Origin of the sequence: Pseudonocardia sp. ICBG1142 (assembly GCF_020496255.1) — a bacterium.
Taxonomy (GTDB): Bacteria; Actinomycetota; Actinomycetes; order Mycobacteriales; family Pseudonocardiaceae; genus Pseudonocardia.
Genome location: NZ_JAHLJC010000030.1, coordinates 1,111,585 through 1,130,778 on the forward strand (window position 1 = coordinate 1,111,585; position 19,194 = coordinate 1,130,778).

16 protein-coding genes are annotated in these 19,194 nt (G+C 74.2%); 3 read left to right on the plus strand and 13 right to left on the minus strand.

The window, feature by feature from the left end:
- Positions 1–35 precede the first annotated feature (35 nt).
- On the minus strand, positions 36–701 hold the full coding sequence (locus KPL59_RS19525; RefSeq protein WP_226361623.1) for a VC0807 family protein: 666 nt from the start codon (positions 699–701) through the stop codon (positions 36–38).
- A gap of 206 nt (positions 702–907) precedes the next feature.
- Complete coding sequence (locus KPL59_RS19530) at positions 908–1,585, minus strand: hypothetical protein (RefSeq protein ID WP_226361624.1); 678 nt, start codon at positions 1,583–1,585, stop codon at positions 908–910.
- 258 nt (positions 1,586–1,843) lie between these two features.
- Here KPL59_RS19530 and KPL59_RS19535 point away from each other — a divergent pair, with 258 nt between their 5' ends.
- Entirely contained in the window at positions 1,844–3,469 is a 1,626-nt protein-coding gene (locus KPL59_RS19535; RefSeq protein ID WP_226361625.1) for a mononucleotidyl cyclase, read from the plus strand.
- A 31-nt stretch (positions 3,470–3,500) separates the two neighbouring features.
- Positions 3,501–5,117 carry an acyl-CoA synthetase gene (locus KPL59_RS19540; protein ID WP_226352705.1) on the plus strand — a complete coding sequence of 539 codons (1,617 nt, stop codon included), beginning with the start codon at positions 3,501–3,503 and terminating at the stop codon, positions 5,115–5,117.
- Between the two features lie 6 nt (positions 5,118–5,123).
- On the opposite strand, the gene KPL59_RS19545 is transcribed toward KPL59_RS19540, so the two are convergent.
- The 6 genes from KPL59_RS19545 to ppc form a co-directional block, all read right to left on the minus strand.
- Positions 5,124–5,807, minus strand: coding sequence for an SIMPL domain-containing protein (locus KPL59_RS19545; protein WP_226352706.1), 684 nt, complete (start codon positions 5,805–5,807; stop codon positions 5,124–5,126).
- A complete protein-coding gene (locus KPL59_RS19550) occupies positions 5,804–7,807 on the minus strand; it encodes a prolyl oligopeptidase family protein (protein ID WP_226352707.1) in 2,004 nt (667 codons plus the stop codon). Before KPL59_RS19550 ends, KPL59_RS19545 begins: the two co-directional genes overlap by 4 nt.
- Positions 7,808–7,821: 14 nt before the next feature.
- Positions 7,822–8,580, minus strand: a complete 759-nt coding sequence (locus tag KPL59_RS19555; protein ID WP_075309615.1) for a LamB/YcsF family protein — start codon at positions 8,578–8,580, stop codon at positions 7,822–7,824.
- A gap of 310 nt (positions 8,581–8,890) precedes the next feature.
- The gene (locus KPL59_RS19565; protein ID WP_308187920.1) at positions 8,891–9,694 is read right to left on the minus strand and encodes an rRNA methyltransferase; all 804 of its coding nucleotides are present in this window, start codon (positions 9,692–9,694) and stop codon (positions 8,891–8,893) included.
- A gap of 49 nt (positions 9,695–9,743) precedes the next feature.
- Positions 9,744–9,944, minus strand: coding sequence for a hypothetical protein (locus tag KPL59_RS19570; RefSeq protein WP_020621693.1), 201 nt, complete (start codon positions 9,942–9,944; stop codon positions 9,744–9,746).
- Between the two features lie 43 nt (positions 9,945–9,987).
- Complete coding sequence (gene ppc / locus KPL59_RS19575) at positions 9,988–12,756, minus strand: phosphoenolpyruvate carboxylase (RefSeq protein ID WP_226361626.1); 2,769 nt, start codon at positions 12,754–12,756, stop codon at positions 9,988–9,990.
- A 207-nt stretch (positions 12,757–12,963) separates the two neighbouring features.
- Between ppc and KPL59_RS19580 the strand changes: the two genes are divergently transcribed.
- Entirely contained in the window at positions 12,964–14,994 is a 2,031-nt protein-coding gene (locus tag KPL59_RS19580; protein ID WP_226361627.1) for a beta-galactosidase, read from the plus strand.
- A 138-nt stretch (positions 14,995–15,132) separates the two neighbouring features.
- Here the strand turns inward: KPL59_RS19580 and KPL59_RS19585 are convergent, their stop codons facing one another.
- From KPL59_RS19585 to KPL59_RS19605, 5 genes are read right to left on the minus strand one after another with little or no spacing between them, the layout of a single operon-like run.
- A complete protein-coding gene (locus KPL59_RS19585; protein ID WP_020621690.1) occupies positions 15,133–15,411 on the minus strand; it encodes an HPr family phosphocarrier protein in 279 nt (92 codons plus the stop codon).
- A 32-nt stretch (positions 15,412–15,443) separates the two neighbouring features.
- A complete protein-coding gene (locus KPL59_RS19590; protein WP_226361628.1) occupies positions 15,444–16,958 on the minus strand; it encodes a PTS fructose transporter subunit IIC in 1,515 nt (504 codons plus the stop codon).
- A complete protein-coding gene (locus KPL59_RS19595; RefSeq protein WP_060714010.1) occupies positions 16,955–17,404 on the minus strand; it encodes a PTS sugar transporter subunit IIA in 450 nt (149 codons plus the stop codon). Before KPL59_RS19595 ends, KPL59_RS19590 begins: the two co-directional genes overlap by 4 nt.
- On the minus strand, positions 17,401–18,348 hold the full coding sequence (gene pfkB / locus KPL59_RS19600) for a 1-phosphofructokinase (RefSeq protein WP_226362108.1): 948 nt from the start codon (positions 18,346–18,348) through the stop codon (positions 17,401–17,403). The genes KPL59_RS19595 and pfkB overlap by 4 nt, the downstream gene beginning before the upstream one ends.
- Before the next feature lie 26 nt (positions 18,349–18,374).
- Positions 18,375–19,136: a DeoR/GlpR family DNA-binding transcription regulator gene (locus KPL59_RS19605; RefSeq protein WP_020621686.1), complete on the minus strand. Its 762-nt coding sequence runs from the start codon at positions 19,134–19,136 to the stop codon at positions 18,375–18,377.
- Between the last annotated feature and the right edge of the window lie 58 nt (positions 19,137–19,194).

Consider the following 19,194-nt stretch of genomic DNA (forward strand, 5'->3'; position numbering starts at 1 on the left):
CGTCGTCTCCGACGGTGAGCTGCCCGTTCGGCCGGTCAGCGACCCGCCCGCACCGCCCGCTTCACGCTGACGACCAGCAGCGCCGACATCGCCGTCCACACCACGACCGACTGCACCGACAGGATCGGCAGCGCCACCACCGGCGCCAGTGTGTAGGCCAGCGTGATCCGCAGGGCCGCCTCCAGCGCCATGACCAGGGCGGCGGCCCCGGTCGCGCGGCGCAGCGTCCGGCGGAACACCGGGTTGGCGTCCCACTGGCGCTCCATCAGCGCGGGCAGGTCGGGGCGCTGGGCGCCGCCGAAGAACCGGCACACGTGGAACATCAGCGGGCGGCGCCCGACCACCAGCGACCCGGCGAGCAGGAGTCCGAACGCGACGCTCTGGATCGCGTCGCGGGCGACGGCGAACCGGGCGTCGCCGCTGAGCAGCGACGTCACCAGCCCGGCCGCGATGGTGACCAGCACGATCACCCCGACCGGGTTGAGCCGGCGGTGCCGCACCGCCTGCACCAGGACGTTCAGCGCGGGCGGCAGCGCGGACCAGGCCAGCGCGGCGACGTCGGACATGCCCTGTCCGGTCAGCACCACGTAGACCAGGTACGGCAGACCCGCGTCCACCAGCAGCGAGATCGCCGTCTGCCGCAGCACGGTGCCACGGCCCGCGGCGGGCGCAGGCGCGGTCGGGGGAGTGGTCGTGGTCATCGGATGGCTCCTGCCGTCGCGGGGGTCGGACCTCTCCGACACTTCCGCGCGAGGGCCCCCGCCGGATCCACCCCGGGATCGACCCCGGGTGGAGATCCGGGCTCCACCTCGCCGCCCGGACACGACGACGCCCCCGTCCCCGTCGCGGTGCGACGGTGGCGGGGGCGGTCGACGTGCCTGGGCCGCCGCGGAGGGCGACCGGCGGGTCAGACGCGGGCGGTCCGCTGCGCGGCGCCCGGCCACATGCGGGCACCGACGGCGCCACCGATCGCCGCGGCGACGGCCGAGACACCCATCGCCAGGACCGACCAGCCCGCGGCCTCACGGGCGAGGCCGACGACACCCGCGCCACCCGTGCCGAGGCCGGGGAACGCCGAACCGGCGTAGCCGGCGAGCGCGCCGCCCCCGGCCAGGGCCAGCCCGACCAGCAGCATCGTGGTCAGGACCCAGACGGCCAGGGCGTTGACCACGCCGTCGGCCGGGTTGTCCCAGACCGTCGACGAGCCGGTCGCCATCCCGCCGAGGAAGAACGCGAGCAGACCGATCACCACCGAGACCACGGCCGCCGTCGTCGTGCCGGGGGCGCCACCGATGGTGAGCCAGCCGAAGGCGAAGAACAGCAGCTGCAGGACGATGTTGACCGCGAACGTGGTCAGCGCGCCGATCCACACCGCGCCCCAGCGGATGCGGTCCAGCCGCGGGCCGCCGGCGATCGGGACACCGCCCGCGTGGTGGACACCGCCCGTACGGGGGTCCACGGTCGAGTGCTCGTGCCGGTGCTCGGTGTGCAGGGTGTCGGTGTGCGCGGGGTCGGCGTGCCCGGGGGCGACCGCGCCCGCGTGCTCCGCCGGTCCGCCCGCGGTCCTGCCGTACGTGCTGGTCATCCGGTGTTCCCCTCTGTGTGACGACCCGGCGCGAGCCGGGCCGTCGGTGACGTGCGTCCTACCCGGAGCCAGTACCCGTGAGGTGCGGGCCACAACGTCGGCCCGGCGGGAGCACGCGATCGGGGAGGGGATGTCGCATGTTCGGCCCAGTGGGGGGAGTGCGGAGGGTGGGCGGCCATCCTGTTGCGCAGCACCGTGGTGGCGGGCGTCCTCCCGTCTCCGGCGACCGGGCTCACTCGATCGGCCTAGACTCGCCGCATGGATGCGCAGCGACCCGCGACGCGGCCGGGCCGCCAGGTCGTCGGCCTGCCGGTACGAGCGCTGCTGGCCCTCGTCGTGGCGTCGGCGAACGTCATCGGCGCGGCCGTGGTGCTGGTCATCGCGGCCTTCGTGCTTCCCCGGGAACAGCTGCTCGACGCCGTCGAGATCCGGCTGGTCAACCTCGTCGTGCTCGCGATCTACCTCCTCGTCGCGGTGCCGGTCGGGATCTGGTTCGGTCGCCGGAAGCTGACCGTGCGTCGCTCCTCGCGGGACCCCCAGGCCGACGAGCGGCAGCTGGTGCTGCGGGCACCCGCCCGCATCTCGTCGATGGTCGCCCTGCTGTGGGTGGTCGGCGCGGTCCTGTTCTGCTTCCTGAACCTGCGCTACTCCGGGCGGCTGGGCTTCTCGGTCACCGCCACCGTGCTGATCGGCGGCGTGACCACCTCGGCCCTGTCCTACCTGCTGGTCGAGCGGATCCTGCGCCGCGCTGCGGCCCGGGTGCTGTCCGGGCGGCCGCCGAAGCGGCGTCGCCTGATCACCGGGGTCATGCTGCGCTCGGTCGGGTTCTGGGCGCTCGGCACCGCGGTCCCGATCTCCGGGATCATGCTGGCCGGGCTCGTCGCCCTGGTGTTCGGGGACTCCTCGCCCACCCAGCTCGCGGTCACCATGCTCGCGCTGGGGGGCACGGCGATCGGGGTCGGACTGATCACGACGCTCGGGGCCGCCCGCGCCATCGCCGACCCGGTGCTGGCCGTGCGCCGTGCACTGGCCCGTGTGCAGAACGGTGATCTCGACGTGAGCCTGCCCGTCTACGACAACACCGAGCTCGGGCAGCTCCAGGCCGGGACGAACAGCATGGTCGAGGGGCTGCGCGAGCGGGAGCGGATCCGTGACCTGTTCGGCCGCCACGTCGGCCGCGACGTCGCCGAGGCCGCGTCGGCGCGCGGTGACGGCATCCGGCTCGGCGGCGAGGTGCGGCCGGTCGCGGTGCTGTTCGTCGATCTCGTCGGTTCGACGACGATGGCCGCCCGCCGACCGCCGGAGGAGGTCGTGGCGGTGCTGAACCGCTTCTTCGGGGTGGTCGTCGAGTGCGTCGAGCAGGCCGGCGGGTGGATCAACAAGTTCGAGGGCGACGCCGCGCTCGCCGTGTTCGGCGCCCCGCTCGACCTCGACGACGCCCCCGGCGCCGCGCTCAGCGCCGCCCGCTGCCTGGGCGCCCGCCTCGCCGAGGAGATGCCCGAGATCGAGGCCGGCATCGGTGTCTCCGCGGGCGACGCGGTGGCCGGCAACATCGGCGACCCGCGCCGTTTCGAGTACACGGTGATCGGCGACCCGGTGAACGAGGCGGCGCGGCTCACCGAGCTGGCGAAGTCGGTGCCGGGGCGGGTCGTCGCGGCCGCCCGGGCCGTCGACGCCGCCGGGAGCGAGGCCGCGCGGTGGCGGGCATCGGAGTCGGTGACGCTGCGCGGGCGGGACGAGCCGACCGGGATCTGGGTCCCGGCCGGGCACGATCGGGACGCCGCGGACGGCACAGACAGCGCGGACAGCGCGGACGGCAAAGACAGCGCGGAAGCCACGGACCCCGCCGACGTCGTCGGATCCGCGGAGAACGGTCGTAGGTGACGACGGGGGTGTCCTCGGGCAGGATGCGCCCATGGGCAACGGTGCTACCGAGTTCAGTGAGCTGACCGCGGCGTCGATCCGGCGGGTGCGCCGGCACACGCTCGGGGACCTGCTGCACCGGACGGCCGTCCGGTACCCGGGCAAGACCGCGGTCGTCGACGGCGACACCCGCTGGACCTTCGCCGAGTTCGACGCCGCGGTGAACCGCTGCGCCGCCGCACTGGCCGGGCAGGGCCTGGTCAAGGGCGACCGGCTCGCGCTGCTCTCGCACAACTGCCGCCAGTTCGCGGTGCTCGTCTACGCCACCGCGCGGCTCGGCGTCGTGCTCGTGCCGATCAACTTCATGCTGAACGCCGAGGAGATCGCGTTCATCCTCGACCACTCCGGGGCGACGGCGTTCGTCGTCGAGGACGCGCTGGCCGCGACCGGGGAGAAGGCGCTCGCACAGTCCTCGGAGCCGGCGTCGGTCCGGGCCTGGATCGGGCTGTCCGGGCAGGCACCGACCGGGGACTGGGCCGACCTGGACGCCTGGATCGACGGCGACGGCGACCCCGGCGAGCCCGACGTGCACATCACCGACGACGACCCGCTGCGCCTCATGTACACCTCCGGCACCGAGTCGCGGCCCAAGGGCGTCATGCTGCCGAGCCGATCGCTGATCGCCCAGTACGTGTCGTGCGTCGTCGACGGCGGCATGGAGCACGACGACGTCGAGCTGCACTCGCTGCCGCTCTACCACTGCGCACAGCTGGACTGCTTCCTGTCCGTCGACGTCTACCTGGGCGCCACCAGCATCATCCTCCCGGCACCGGACCCGGCCCGGCTGCTGGAGACGATCGAGCGGGAGAAGGTCACCAAGCTCTTCTGCCCGCCGACGGTGTGGATCTCGCTGCTGCGCCACCCGGACTTCGACACCCGGGACCTGTCGAGCCTGCGCAAGGGCTACTACGGTGCCGCGGCGATGCCGGTCGAGGTGCTGCAGGAGCTGTCCCGGCGGCTGCCCGAGGTGCGGCTGTGGAACTTCTACGGCCAGACCGAGACCTCCCCGCTGGCCACCCTGCTCGGCCCGGACGAGCAGCTCAGCCACGCCGGGTCGGCCGGGCGGGCGTCGCTGAACGTCGAGACGCGCGTCGTCGACGACGAGGGCAACGAGGTCGGGCCGGGAGAGGTCGGCGAGATCGTGCACCGCAGCCCGCACGTGACGCTGGGGTACTACGAGAACGAGGAGAAGACCGCCGAGGCGTTCGCCGGTGGCTGGTTCCACTCCGGTGACCTGGGCGTGATGACCGCCGACGGGTACCTGTCCGTCGTCGACCGCAAGAAGGACATGATCAAGACTGGTGGGGAGAACGTCGCCTCCCGCGAGGTGGAGGAGGCGCTCTACCTGCTCGAGGGTGTCGCCGAGGTCGCCGTGTTCGGCGTCAGCCACCCGCACTGGATCGAGGCCGTCACCGCGGTGGTGGTGCCGAAGCAGGGCGTGACGCTGACCCGCGAGCAGGTCGACGCGCACGCCCGCGAGAAGCTCGCCGGCTACAAGCGGCCCAAGTACGTGGTGTTCGCCGACGCGCTGCCGAAGAACCCCAGCGGCAAGATCCTCAAGCGGGAGCTGCGCACCGAGCACGGCGAGATCGCGGCCCGGGAGGGCTGAGCGGGCTCAGCCCTCCCGGCGCACGACGAACTCGGCCTCGACCTCGGCCCGGACGGTGATGTCGTCCGGGGCGAGGAGCGTGCCGAGAGCACCGTCGGCCTCGGCGAACCCGCCCGGCGCGGACATCGCGCGGGCACTGAAGCTCAGCCCGACCGGCTGGTGCGCGCCGAGCATGCCGGTGTCGGCGACCGAGCGCGGCGCGACGGGGCCCAGGTCGAGGGCGTCGGCGTAGTCCTGGGCGCGCTCGACGGCCTGACGCAGCGCGTCCTGGCGGGCCGACCGCTCGATCTCGCGGCGGTGCTCCCGAGCCAGGTCCCAGGAGATCCCCCGCACCTGCGCGCCGGCGAACCGGCCCACCCCGGACAGCCACGCGCCGAGCCGGGCGACGTCGTCGAACTCCACCGACACCGAGACCGACGCGTGGTGCACCGGCGGCTGCGGCCGGCCCTCGAACGACGGCTGCTCGACCCAGCTGCGGGCCTGGTCGACGACGTAGCGCCGGACCGGACCCGCGCCGGGGTCGTGCAGGGTGCGCACGTCGGCGACGAGCGCCGCGGTGCCCTGCTCGACCTCGGACCGCACCGCCGCGGCCTCGGGGCCCTGTGCCTCCACGACGACCTGCGCGGTACCCCGCTCGGCGGGGACCTGCCGCTCGTGCTCGCCCCGCACCCGGATCACGACGTCGCTCATGCCAGCTTCTCCCACAGGAATCCGTAGGCCAGTGCGGCCATCCTCGCGGCCTGCGCGTTGTCCGCGGCGCCGCCGTGCCCGCCCTCGATGTTCTCGTAGTAGGTGACGTCGTGGCCGGCGGCCTCCAGCGCGGCGGTGAACTTGCGGGCGTGGCCGGGGTGCACCCGGTCGTCGCGGGTGGAGGTCAGCAGGATCGTCGGTGGGTAGTCGGCGTCCGGGTCGATCAGGTGGTAGGGCGAGAACGTCCGGATGAACTCCCAGTCGTCGGTGTCCGGATCGCCGTACTCGGCCATCCAGGATGCGCCGGCGAGCAGGTGGCTGTAGCGCTTCATGTCCAGCAGCGGCACCTGGATCACCACCGCACCGAACAGCTCGGGGTAGCGGACCAGCATGTTCCCCGCCATCAGCCCGCCGTTGCTGCCGCCCTGCACGGCGAGGTGCGCGCGTGAGGTGATGCCGCGGTCGATCAGGTCCCGTGCGACGGCGGCCATGTCCTCGTAGGCGCGCGGGCGCTTCTCCCGCAGCGCCGCCCGGTGCCAGCGCGGCCCGTACTCGCCGCCGCCGCGCAGGTTCGCGACCGCGTACACGCCGCCGCGCTCCAGCCAGGACCGGCCGGTCGCGCCGGAGTAGCCGGGCGTCATCGGGATCTCGAAGCCGCCGTAGCCGTAGAGCAGGGTCGGGGCGGAGCCGTCGAAGGACAGGTCCGTGGGCCGGACCAGGAAGTAGGGGACGCGGGTGCCGTCGTCGCTGGTCACGAAGTGCTGCTCGATGACGTGGCGGGACGCGTCGAAGAACGCGGGCGCGCTGCGCAGCGGCCGGGGTGCCTCGCCGACCGTGGCGATCGACAGCGTCGAGGGGGTCAGGTAGTCGGTGACGATCAGCCAGACGTCGTCGCTCTCGTCGGCGTCGACCGCGGCGACCGTGACGCTCCCGAACTCCGGCGCCCCGACGAACGGTGACCGCTCCCAGCCCTGCTCGCCGGGGGTGAGCACGACGAGCCGGTCGACGACGTGTTCCAGCACGTCGAGCACGAGGTGGTGGCGGGTCCAGGTGTACCCGGCCAGCGAGGAGGAGTCGGTGGGCTCGAACAGCACCTCCCAGTCCGGGGTGCCGGCCAGGACGTCGTCGAAGCGGGCGGCGAGCAGCGAGCCCGCGGTGAACGACCCCCAGTCCTCGCGCAGCTCGACGGTGCACCACTCGCGGTGCACGTCGGTCATCGCGGAGTCCGGGACGTCGATCTTGGTGAGGCTCCCGTCCGCGCCGATCAGGTGGAGCTCGTCGGCGTAGAAGGCCAGTGCCCGGCGCAGGAAGTCCCGCTCGAAGCCCGGGGTGTGGTCGCGGAATGCCGAGATGCTGAGGTCGGTCTCCTCGCCGGCGTAGACCAGCTCGGCGGACTCCAGGGCCTCGCCGCGGCGCAGCCGGCGCACCGTGCGCGGGTAGCCCGACGTCGTCATGGTGCCCGGACCGAGGTCGGTGGACAGGTAGACGGTGTCGCGGTCGATCCAGCTCATCCCGCCCTTCGCCTCGGGGCGGGAGAACCCGTCCTCGACGAAGGTGCGGGTCGGCAGGTCGAACTCGCGGGTGACGTCGGCGTCGGCGCCGCCGCGGGAAAGGTCGACCAGGGCGCGGTCGAGGTCCGGGCGCAGGAACCGGGCGCCGTGCCAGACCCAGTTCTCGCCCTCGGCCTCGTTGAGCGCGTCGACGTCGAGCAGCACCTCCCACTCGGTGTCGGCGCTCCGGTAGGACTCCGGTGTGGTGCGCCGCCACAGGCCGCGCGGGTGCTGCTCGTCGGTCCAGAAGTTGTAGTAGTACCCGCCGCGGGCGGTGACGAACGGGATCCGGTCGCGGGAGTCGAGGACCTCGCGGATCCCCGACTCCAGCTCGGTGAACAGTGGGGTGCCGGTCAGCCGCGCCTCGGTGCGGGCGTTGCGCCGGGCCACCCACTCCAGGGCCTCGGTGCCGGTGACGTCCTCGAGCCAGGCGTGCGGGTCGTTCGTCATGGCCCGATCATCGCTCACACGAACGGTGCGACGGCGATCCCGGTCCGGGCGAGCTCGTCACGGACCCGCCGGGCGGTCGCGACGGCACCGGGGGAGTCGCCGTGCAGGCAGGCGGACTCGGCGCGGACGGCGACCTCGCTGCCGTCCACCGCGCGCACCGTCCCCGTCCCGACCATGCGGACGAGCCGTTCGGCCGCCTCCGTGGCGTCGTCGAGCAGTGCTCCCGGCTCGCCGCGCGGGACGAGCCCGCCCTCGGGGGTGTAGCCGCGGTCGACGAAGAACTCGCCCACCGCGCGCAGCCCGGCGCGCTCGGCCTCGGCGAGCAGCGCGGACCCGGGCAGCCCGAGCACCGGCAGCGACGGGTCGTACGCCAGCACCGCCCGGACGACCGCGCGAGCCTGCGCGGTGTGGGTCCGCGTGGCGTTGTAGAGCGCGCCGTGCGGCTTGACGTAGCGGACCCGGGTGCCCGCGGCCCGGCAGAGCGCCTCGAGACCGCCGATCTGGTAGAGCACGTCGTCGGTCAGCGCGTCGGGCTCGATGTCGAGGAACCGGCGCCCGAACCCGCGCAGGTCCGGATAGGACACCTGCGCCCCGACGACGACCCCCGCCCCGGCAGCCCCCGCGGTCGTGCCCCGCAGCGTCGAGGGATCCCCGGCGTGGAACCCGCACGCGACGTTCGCCGAGGTGACGAGCCCGAGCATCGCCTCGTCGTCGCCGAGGGTCCACCGGCCCCAGGACTCGCCGAGGTCGGCGTTCAGGTCGATCGTGCTCACGGATGCGTCCTCGGTGTCGGTGTCGGGTCGGGGTCCAGTGTGACCGGGATCGGGTCGCCACGCCCGGACCGCCGCCGTCCGGGGCGCGCCCCGGACGGGCACGCGCCGGCGGCCTCCGAACCTGCGGGGCGGTGGCCCTGCTCGGCGCCGCGCGGGGTGCTGGTTCTCCGAACTCGCTTACCCGGTAAGCGAGTTCGGAAGGAGGGTGCCGGCGGACCGGTTCGCGCCGGCACGGAGGCGCGTCGCCCCGCCGGCACCCCTGTCGCGCGGCCCGGCCCCGGCGCGAGGGTGGCGAGCAGCCCTGTCCAGCTCAGTCGTCCAGCAGCGCGCCCGCCCGCACCAGGACGGCGGCCCGGTGCCCCACGCGGACCCGGTCGAGGGGCCGGACCCCGCCCGGCAGCGGCACCGTCCGCCCGCGCCCGACGGCCACGACCACGGCGTCCGGGCGGAGCGCGGTCGCGACCGCGCGCAGGAACTCGACCCCGGGGGCCTGGTCCTGGTCGGCGGCGCGGGCGGGCCCGGCGTCGGGGGCCGGGGTGTCGGCGGCCGCGCCGGCGGGCCGGGTGGGGGCGGCGGCCCAGGTCGTCCGGATCCCGTGTGGCAGGTCGGCCAGGACGAGGTCCGGGCCGGCGTCGTCCGGGGACGCCTCGGCGAGGACACCGCGGACGGCGGCGGTGTCCCTGGCGTCGGCGACGGCGACCGACCAGGCCGGAGTGCTCGCCGGGACCAGGGTCCGGGCGGCGGTCGCGGCGTCGGCGTAGGACGGCTTGTCGTGCCGGGTGGCGAGGGCGTCGAGGTCTGCGGCGCGGGCGGCGAGACCGCCGGGGTCGAGCAGGGCGAGGTTGCGGCGGGCCAGGTCGAGCGGCTCGGGGTCGGCGTCGGTGCCCACCAGACGCGCGATGCCGGGCACGAGCAGGCCCAGCACGGTGAGGGTCAGCCCGGCGCCGCAGCACGGGTCCCACACGGTGAGCGGCGCGTCGGCGGGCAGATGGGCGCGGGCGCGACCGGCGAGCTCGACGGTCAGGCGGACCGGGAGGGTCGGGCGGCCCGGTGCCGACGCCAGCACCGCGTCGAGCGCCGCGTGGTTCGCGGCCGGGGCGTGGCGGTACTGCACCGGGGCAGTCCAGCAGCCCGCGGCCGCACCGGTTCCGGCGGGTGGCCGGTCAGCGGGTACGGCGGTGCAGCCAGAACGCCACGCCGCCGACCAGCAGCGCGACGACCACCAGCGCAACGACGACCTGCGGTCCGGCAGTCCCGGCCAGGTAGCTGAGCGGGAGCCCGGCCAGCGCGATGATCAGCACCCAGGCGACCACCCGGCGGGTCGCGGGGCCCTCGGGGCCGGGTGTGTTCCGATCGTGCTCCATGTCCGGAACGTACCCGGCCACCTCCGGTGCCGCGGGATGCGGCTCAGCCGGTGTTCTTCATCCCGGCCGCGATCCCGTTGATGGTCAGGAGCAGGGCGCGCTCCAGGTCGGGGTCCGGGTCGTTGCCCGCGGCCCGGCGCTGGGCGAGCAGCTCGACCTGCAGGTGGTGCAGCGGCTCCAGGTAGGCGTCGCGCACCGACAGCGTGCCGCGCAGCACCGGGTGCCTGGCGAGCAGCTGGTCCTCGCCGGTCACCGCGAGCAGCTCGCGGCGGGTCAGCTCGTGCTCGGCGCGGATCTGCGCGAACAGTCCCTGCTGCTCCGGGTCGACCAGCGTCGCGACGTAGTTCGACGCGATCCGCAGGTCGGTCTTGGCCAGCGTCATCTCCACGTTGCCGATCAGGTTCCGGAAGAACGCCCACTCCCGCATCTCGGCCAGCTCCTCGGCGTAGCCCGCCTCGCGGGCCGCCCGCAGGCCCGAGCCCAGGCCGTACCAGCCGGGCACCACCATCCGGGTCTGCGTCCAGCCGAACACCCACGGGATCGCGCGCAGGTCGTCGAGCGTCGGCTCGCCCTGCCCCGGCCGCTTCGACGGCCGCGACCCGACGTTGAGCCGCCCCAGCTCCTCCACCGGCGTCGCCGCGGTGAAGAACAGCGGCAGGGCCGGGTCGTCGACGAGGGTCCGGTAGGTCGCGGTGGCGGCCTCCGACACGCAGTCCATGACCTCGTCCCACCGCTTCAGGGTCTCGGCGGGCCAGCGGGATGCCTGGTGCAGCAGCGACGCGTCCAGCATCGACGCCAGCAGGATCTCCAGGTTGTCGTGCGCCAGGCTGGGCAGCGAGTACTTGTCGGAGATGACCTCGCCCTGCTCGGTGAGCTTCATCGTGGCGTCGACCGACCCGAACGGCGCCGACGCGATCGCCTCGCCGGCCGGGCCGCCACCGCGTCCGACCGACCCGCCGCGGCCGTGGAACAGCCGCAGCCGCACCCCGTGCTCGGCGGCCACGTCACGCAGCTGGCGCTGGGCCCGGTGGATCTGCCACTGCGACGCGGTGATCCCCGCGCCCTTGTTCGAGTCCGAGTACCCCAGCATGATCTCCTGCAGGTCACCGCGGTTGCGGACCTGCTGCCGGTACCCCGGGTCCGACAGCAGCCCCTCCAGCAGCTCCCCGGCCCGGGACAGCTCCTCGACCGTCTCGAACAGCGGCACGAGGTCGATCGAGGAGCGCGGGTCGTCGCCGATCTCGACCATGTACGCCTCGCGGGCCAGCACGGCGACGGCGAGCAGGTCGTCGACGTCGCGGGCCATCGAGACGATGTAGGTCCGCACGACCTCCTCGCCGAACTCGTGCTGCAGCGCGTGCACCGTGTCGAACAGGTCCAGCACCGGTGCGGCGGCCTCGGGCACGCCGTAGTGGCGACGGAACAGCGGCCGCTTGTTCCGCAGCTCCGCCGACAGGAGCTCCCGCCGCTCGTCGCGGGTCAGCTCGGCGTAGGGTCGGTCCAGCTCGCCGAGCCCGTCGAACACCGCTCCGAGCGCGTCGTGGTGCTTCTGCGAGTGCTCGCGCACGTCCAGCTCGACCAGGTGCAGGCCCAGCGCGCGGGCCGAGCGGATCGCCCTGGCCAGGGTGCCACCGGCGATCCGGGCCCCGTGGTGGCCGTGCAGCGATCGGTCCACGACCAGCAGGTCCTCCAGGTAGCCGGCCGACCCCAGGTAGTCGACGCCCGCCTCGTGCGCGGCGCCGGTCGCGATCCGCCGGCGGGTGTTCTCCAACCGGGCCGCGACGTAGGACAGCTTGAGCCGGTACGGCTCGTGCGCGTTGAGCCGGATGAAGCGGTCGTGCACCGCGGGCAGCGCGCGCCGGTCCCGGGCCAGCGAGCCGCGCAGCTCCTCCGACACCCCCATCACCCGCGTCGACACCGACAGCTCGAAGACCAGCTTCTCCACCAGCGCGGTGTGGATCCGGATCGCCCGGTCGGCGTTGAGCTCCAGCACCTCACGGGTCACCGCCGGGGTGACGTTGGGATTGCCGTCGCGGTCGCCGCCGACCCACGACCCCAGCACGAGCGGACGCGCGTCGGCGGGGATCTCCAGCCCGGCGTCGGCGGCCTCCCTGGCGAACTCGCCCAGCAGGTCCGGGACGGTCCGCTCGCCGAGCCGGGCCGCGAACCAGGCGACGTTGCGTGCCTCGTCGATCACCATCGGCTTGCCGGGGCGGATGTCGTCGGTCTGCCACAGCAGGTCGACCAGGGCCGCGAGCTCCTCGTCGGGCGCCTGGGCGTCGAGCGCGTCCACGACCCGGCGCAGGATGCCCAGCACCGACTGCCGGGTCGACTCGGTCGGGTGCGCGGTGAACACCGGGCGCAGCTCGGCCCTGGCCAGCACGTCGGCGACCTCGTCCGGGTCGGCCTCGGTCGCCAGGCGGCGCAGCACCGCCCGCAGCGGTCGCGCGTCGGCCGGTCGCAGCTCCCGCAGCTCCCGTGACCGGTGCAGCTGCTCGGCGACGTTGGCCAGCTGGAAGTACTGGGAGAACGCCCGCGCCAGCAGCACCGCGGTACCGGTGTCGATCCCGTCGAGCAGGGCCGCGACGACGTCCGGCCCCGCCTCGCCGCGTGCGGAGTCCCGGGCCGCCCGTCGCACCTTCTCGACCAGCTCCAGGACCTCGGGACCTGCCTCGTCGGCCAGCGTCCGGCCGAGCATCGTGGACAACCGCCGGATGTCGGCGCGCAGCGCCTTCTGCTCACTCTCGCTGACGACGCCCGAGTGCGCGGCCAGCGAGTCGGGGGCGAGTGCGGTGGTCTCCGAGGGGCTCACGCAGGCTCTCCGGTTCTCCGCGCGGTGACGCGGTTCGGGGACGGGCCGCTCGCGTCGTCGGGAACGGGGGTCGGGCCCCGGCATCGTCCCCCGCCGTCGTGGGGCGGGGCCATCTCTGGCGCCGCCCGTAACCGCGGGGAAACCTGATCTGCACGAAGTCGGACACATCCGCACGACATCGCACATCGCCACGGACACACTGTGTGCATGACCCGCTGGCTGCGTCGCACCCCCGGTGCCTCCCGTCCTCGCATCGAGTTCGGGGCCGACTACAACCCCGAGCAGTGGCCGCGCGCGGTGTGGGAGTCCGACGTCGCGCTCATGCGCGAGGCCGGGGTGACGATCGTGACCGTCGGCGTCTTCTCCTGGGCGCTGCTGCAGCCCGCACCGGACCGCTGGGACCTCGGCTGGCTCGACGACGTGCTGGACCTGCTGCACGCGGGCGGGATCGCCGTCGACCTCGCGACGGCGACGGCCTCACCCCCGCCGTGGCTGCACCACCGGCACCCGGAGATCCTCACCGTCGACGCCGACGGCCGGATCCTCGCCCCGGGCGGGCGCCAGCACCACCGCCCGACCTCCCCGGTGTTCCGCCGCCACGCACTCGCCCTGGTCGAGCGCCTCGCCTGCCGCTACGGCGACCATCCCGCGCTCGCCGCCTGGCACGTGTCCAACGAGCTGGGCTGCCACGACGTCCACGACCACTCCGAGGACGCGCAGCGCGCGTTCCGGGCCTGGCTGCAGCGCCGCTACGGCGACCTCGACCGGCTCAACCAGGCCTGGGGCACCGCGTTCTGGTCCCAGCACTACGGCGAGTGGGACGAGATCGGCACCCCGCGCCGCACCGGCCCGGGCACCCACCCGAACCCGACCCAGCAGCTCGACTTCGCCCGCTTCTCCTCCGACGCCCTGCTCGACCACCTGCGTGCCGAGCGGGACCTGCTGCGCGAGCTCACCCCGGACGTGCCCGTGACGACCAACTTCATGGTGATGGGCGAGACGAACGGCATGGACTACGCGACGTGGGCGCCGCAGGTCGACATCGTCGCCAACGACCACTACGTGTTCCCCGGCCCGGACGCCCGCGACGAGCTGTCGTTCTCGGCCAACCTCACCGGCAACCTCACCGGCAACCTCGCCGGCGGACACCCGTGGTGGCTGATGGAGCACTCGACGTCGGCGGTGAACTGGCAGCCGGTCAACCGCGCGAAGCGCCCCGGGGAGCTCGCCCGCGACGCGCTGACCCACCTCGCGCACGGCGCCGACGCCCTCTGCTTCTTCCAGTGGCGCCAGTCCGCGGCGGGCGCGGAGAAGTTCCACTCGGCGATGGTGCCGCACGCCGGGCCGGATTCGGCGCTGTTCCGCGACGTGACCGCGCTGGGGGCGACGCTGCGTGAGCTGGCCCCGGTCGCCGGGGCGCGGCGGGTCCCCGCGCCGGCCGCGGTGCTGTGGGACTGGCCGTCGTGGTGGGCCGCCGAGCAGCCGTTCACCCCGACCGCCGAGCTGCGCTACAAGGCTGAGGCGCTCGGCTGGTACCGGGCGTTCCTCGACGTCGGGGTCCGCGCCGACGTCGTGCCGGCCGACGCCGACCTGTCCGGCTACGGGCTGGTCCTCGCCCCGGTGCTGCACGTGGTCGGCCCGGACCGCGCGGCCGCGCTGACCGCCTACGTCGAGGCCGGTGGGCACCTGGTCGCCACCTACTTCTCGGGCACCGTCGACGACGACGCGCACGCCGTCCTCGGCGGCTATCCGGGCGCCCTGCGCGACCTGCTGGGCATCCGGGTCGAGGAGTTCGCCCCGCTCGACCCGGGCGCCGTCGTCGAGCTCGACGACGGCTCCACCGGAGACCTGTGGAGCGAGGCCGTGCAGGTGGTGGACCCGGCCGTCGAGGTGCTCGTCCGCTGGACCGGCGGTGGCACCGACCCGGCCGCGGGTGACCTGGCCGGGCTGCCCGCGGTGACCCGACGTCCGGTCGGGGACGGGTCGGCGACCTACGTCCCGACCCGGCTCGCCGACCGTGCTCCGCTGCTGCGACGCCTGCTGTCCGCCGCCGGGATCGGGTCCGAGCTGCCCGGCGAGCTGGTGGGACGGGTGGAGCTGGTCCGCCGCGAGGGGTTCCGGTTCGTCGTCAACCGGACCGACGCCCCCGTCGACCTGGGGCCGCTCGGCGCGGCGGAGGTGCTCACCGGCCCGGCCGGGACCCTGCCTCCGCGTGGGGTGACCGTCCTGCGGGACTGAGCCGCACGTTCCCGCCCCTGGGAGGGCAGAAACGTGCCTCTCGGTGGCGGCAGCGGCAGGAGCGGGCCGCGGACGACCGGACGCCCCGCCGCGCGGGAGGCGTGGCGGGGCGTCCGGGTCGTACGGGGTGACGCGGGGTCAGCTCGCGTCGAGGTCCTGCTCCAGCAGCTCGGCCAGGGCGGCGACGGCGGCCTCGCCCTGCTCGTCGTCGGAGGAGGTCAGCACGACCTCCTCGCCGGACTGCACGCCCAGGCCCATCACGGACAGGATGGAGGCGGCGTCGACCGGTCCACGCTCACCGTCGGCGGTCCCGATCTGCACCTTCACCCCCTGCTCCTTGGCGGCGGTGACGAACAGGTTGGCGGGGCGGGCGTGCAGCCCGACGGACGACCCCACCTTCACGCGGCGCTCGGCCATGTCGGTGTTCCTCTCGATGTGGGTGGTGGGTGTCAGCCGGCGACCGGCGCGGCGGCCGGGGCGGCGGCGGGCTGCTCGACGGCGGCCGGGGCCGGGGTGCGGCGGGCCGACTTCAGGCCGACGACCAGGGCGGCGGAGACCAGGGTGCCCGCGACGATCGCCAGCAGGTAGGCGAACGGGTTGCCGATCAGCGGGACCACGAAGATGCCGCCGTGCGGGGCTCGCAGCGTCGCGCCGAAGGCCATCGACAGCGAGCCCGCGACCGCGGACCCGGCCATCAGCGACGGGATGACCCGCAGCGGGTCGCCCGCGGCGAACGGGATCGCGCCCTCGGTGATGAACGAGGCGCCCAGCAGCCAGGCGGCGCGGCCGTTCTCCTGCTCGACCTTCGTGAACAGGTTCTTGCGGACGGTCGTGGCCAGGGCCAGCGCCAGCGGCGGGGTCATGCCGGCCGCCAGCACCGCGGCCATGATCATCAGCGCGGTCTCCGACCCGGTGGACAGCCCGGCGACGGCGAAGGCGTAGGCGGCCTTGTTGACCGGGCCACCCATGTCGAAGGCCATCATCAGGCCGAGCAGGGCGCCGAGCAGGATCGCGTTGGTGCCCGACAGGCCGTTGAGCCAGTTGGTCAGGCCGGTCGTGGCGGCCGCGAGCGGCGTGCCGACGACCAGGAACATGATCGCGCCGACGACGGCGGTGCCGATCAGCGGCAGCACCAGCACCGGCATGATCCCGGCCAGGGCGCGCGGCGGCTGCCACAGCTTGAGGCCGTAGACGACCGCACCGGCGAGCAGGCCGGCGACCAGGCCGCCGAGGAACCCGGCATGGGTCTGGACGGCGATCATGCCGCCGACGAAGCCGGGCACCAGTGCCGGGCGGTCGGCGATGGCGTAGGCGATGAAGCCGGCCAGGACCGGGACGAGGAAGCCGAACGCCAGGCCGCCGACCTGGAAGAACAGCGCGGCCCAGGACTGCACCGCACCCGGGTCGAACACGACCGAGGCGACGTCGTTGTCGTCGAAGGAGACGACGTCGGGGGCTTCGTTGATCTGGTAGCCGCCGAGCGCGAAGCCCAGCGCGATCAGCAGACCGCCGGCCGCGACGAACGGGATGACGTAGGAGACACCGGTCATCAGCCAGCCGCGGAGCTTGGAACCGAAGCCCGAGCCGAAGTTCTTGGTGTCCAGGTCGGACCCGTCGCGCTGGGCCGGGACGGCGGCCGCGGCCGAGCCCTTCGGCTGCGCGGTGGCCTTCGCGACGGCCTGCTCGATCAGCCCCGGCGCGCCGCCGATGGCCTTCTTGACCGGGGAGGTGACGGTCGGCAGGTGCGCGAAGCGCTCCTTGTCCCGCACCTCGACGTCGGCGGCGAGGATGATCGCCTCGGCCTCGTCGAGCTGGGCCTGGGTGAAAGGTGTCGAGCCCGCCGAACCCTGGGTCTCGACGACGATCTCGTGCCCCGCCTCCTCGGCGGCGACCTCGAGGGCCTCGGCGGCCATGTAGGTGTGGGCGATGCCCGTCGGGCACGCGGTGACGGCGAGGAGCTTCATGCTCCCACCTCCTGCTGGATGAAGGTCGCGACGGCGGCCGGGTCGGTGGCGTTGCGGAGCTCGTTCTTGAACGAGGCACGGACCAGGCGACGGGCCAGCGCGGCGAGCACCGTCATGTGGTCGGTGTTCCCGCCCTCCGGGGCGGCGATCATGAAGATGAGGTCGGCGGGGCCGTCCTCGGCGCCGAAGTCGACACCCGACGGAGCCCGGCCGAAGGCCAGGGTCGGCTCGGTGACGGCCGCGGAGCGGCAGTGCGGGATGCCGATGCCGCCCTCCAGGCCGGTCGGCATCTGGGCCTCGCGGGCCTCGATGTCGGCGAGGAAGGTGTCCAGGTCGGTGACCCGGCCCGCCCGCACGAGGCGCTCGGCGAGGGCGGTGACGGCGGTCTTCCTGTCGGCCGACGGCACGTCGAGGTCGACCAGATCAGCGGTGATCAGTGCGGTCATGCGGCATCTCCGGTGAGAGCGAGGGTGACGTCCGGCGTGGGTGCCAGTTCGACGTCGTCGATTCGGATGTCGGCCGGACCCGGCGTGGCGGAGCCGGGCAGTCGGCAGGCGGCGGCGCCGTAGGCCACGGCGTGGCGCAGGGCGTCGGGTCCCTCCCCGCCCGCGGCCAGGAACCCGGCCAGGGTGGAGTCACCGGCGCCCACCGTGCTGAGCACGGTGATCGGAGGGGTCCGGGCGTGGTACTCGCCGGACCGGTCGACCAGCAGGGCGCCACCGGCGCCCAGGCTGACCAGGACCGCGCCGATCCCGCGGGCACGCAGCTCGCGGGCGGCCAGCAGCACGTCGCCGAGGCTGCCCAGGGGGCGCCCGACGAGCTCGGCCAGCTCGGCGTGGTTGGGCTTCACGAGGTCGGGGGCCGCCGTGACGGCGTGGTGCAGCGGCGCGTCCGAGGTGTCGACGGCGATCCGCAGGCCGGGCCGGCGGCAGCGCCGGACCAGCTCCGCGTAGAAGTCGTCGCGCACACCCGAGGGCAGCGAGCCGCAGCCCACCAGCCAGGTCGCGCCCGCGCCGAGCGCGCAGGCCCGGTCCATCAGGGCCTCGACCTCGTCGGCGGACAGGTGCGGACCCCGCTCGTTGATCTTCGTGGTGACGCCGTCCGGCTCGACCAGGGTGATGTTCACCCGGGTGGCCTCGGTGATCGGCACCGCGACGGTCGTGACGTCGGTCGGCTCCAGCAGCGCGGCCAGCCGCTCGCCGGGCGTGGCACCCGACGGTATCAGGGCCACCGTGCGGTGCCCGGCCGAGGCCAGGGCGCGGGCGACGTTGACGCCCTTGCCACCGGGGTCGATCCGGACCGATCCGGCCCGGTGGACCTCGCCGCGCACCAGGTGCGGCAGCGCGATGGTCCGGTCCAGGCTCGGGTTCGGGGTGACCGTCACGAACATCCGCGGAGCGGGGACGGAACGGGGTGTCATGCGCGTACCACCTTGGGGCCGGCGGCCTCGAGCACGGCGGCGTCCGCCGCGGCGAGGCCGGTGTCGGTGATCAGCGTGTCGACCTCGGCCAGCGTGCCGAAGCGGACGAACTGGTCGGAGCCGAACTTGCTGGCGTCGGCGAGGACGACGGTGCGGCGCGCGGCGCGCAGCATCGCCCGCTTGGTCGCGCCCTCGCCCGTGTCGGGTGTGGTGAGGCCGCGAGCCACGGAGAAGCCGTTGGTCCCGAGGAAGGCGACGTCGATCGTCAGACCGGCCAGCACCTCGGTGCCCCAGTCGTCGACGGTGGCCAGCGTCGTCCCGCGGACCCGGCCGCCGAGCAGCCGCAGGTCCACGTTCGGACGTCCGGCCAGCGAGGAGGCGATCGGCAGCGAGTTGGTGACGACGGTGACGTCGCGTTCGCGGGGCAGCGTGCTTGCGAGCCGGGAGGTCGTGGTCCCGGCGTCGAGCAGGACGGTTGCGGCGGTGCCCAGCTCGGCGAGTGCGGCCTTGGCGATCCGCTCCTTCTCCGCGCCGAACTGGCTGTCGCGCTGGCCGACCCCGGGCTCGAAGTTCAGCAGGTCCGACGGGATCGCCCCGCCGTGCACCCGGCGGACGAGCCCCTGGCGCTCCAGGGCCCCGAGGTCCCGGCGGATCGTCTCGGGGGTGACATCGAGCTCCTCGGCGACGGCGGCCACGTCGACCCGGCCCCGGTCCCGGGTCCGGTCGAGCAGCCACTGCTGACGCTCCGCTGCGTACATCTTTGTTCGCTCCCGCTTCGATGCTTGCTTGTGTCTGAGTATGTGGATTTTACTGTGT